The organism is Pseudoflavonifractor sp. An85 (assembly GCF_002161235.1).
In the GTDB taxonomy this organism is placed as follows: Bacteria; Bacillota; Clostridia; order Oscillospirales; family Oscillospiraceae; genus Enterenecus.
Genome location: NZ_NFHE01000120.1, coordinates 1 through 848, shown reverse-complemented (window position 1 = coordinate 848; position 848 = coordinate 1). Strand labels below are relative to the sequence as shown.

Sequence of the window (848 nt, the reverse complement as noted above, 5' to 3'; positions counted from 1 at the left end):
ATCTGCTCCATGATCCTCGGATGGGCCACATCGATCTTCAACGTCTACAACCAGCTCATCAACCACGTCGGCACGGAAGCCCTGCTCAGCGGTCCCTTCGATTCGCTGCTGGGCACCGACATGTATACCCTGACCAACAACATCTTCCAGACCGCCGTGATCCCCATAGGCGAATCCATCCTCGCTCTGTTCATGCTCGTCCAACTGGTGAAGATCAGCCAGCGCATCGACGCCACCAGCACCCTCCCCGCCGTCAAGGAGATCGTCTTCCTCGCGGTCATCTACGTGCTGCTCCACTGGTTCATCAACAACAGCCTCGACATCATGCAGGCCATCTACGGGATCGTCAACGACGACATCATCCCCACCATCGGCTCGGTGGGGGACAGCACCGGCGAAGCGGGCGTGTTCAGCCTCGATGGCGTCACGCAGGACCAGTGGGATTCCATGAACATCGGAGACTGCTTCATGACCCTCATCATGTCCGTCATCTGCCTGCTTTTCGGTCTTGTGGCCTTCGTGCTCGGCTTCGCCATGTGCTACGTCCGCGCATGGCAAATCTACATCTACGCCGCGTTCTCCCCGATCCCCATTTCACTCCTCGGTTTCGAGGAAACCCGACAGATGGGCATAGGGTTCCTGAAGAACTTCGCGTCCGTCTGTCTGGCCGGGGCGATCCTGTTGTTCCTGTTCGTGGCCTACCCATTCGTGCTCGCGGGGTCGGTGTCCAGCCTCAGCGCGGGCAATGACATCCTCTTCCTTATGACCACATCCAGCGCGGACAGCCTGATAAACCTTCTCAAAGGCGTCGCAATCAGCGTCGTCCTCATCTTCATGATCGTGAAATC

1 protein-coding gene is annotated in these 848 nt (G+C 58.1%); it reads left to right on the top strand.

Annotation, left to right across the window (positions count from 1 at the left end):
• Nucleotides 1-848 (top strand): type IV secretion system protein (locus B5G37_RS14725; protein WP_143483010.1); only part of this gene is annotated, 848 nt, incomplete at both ends.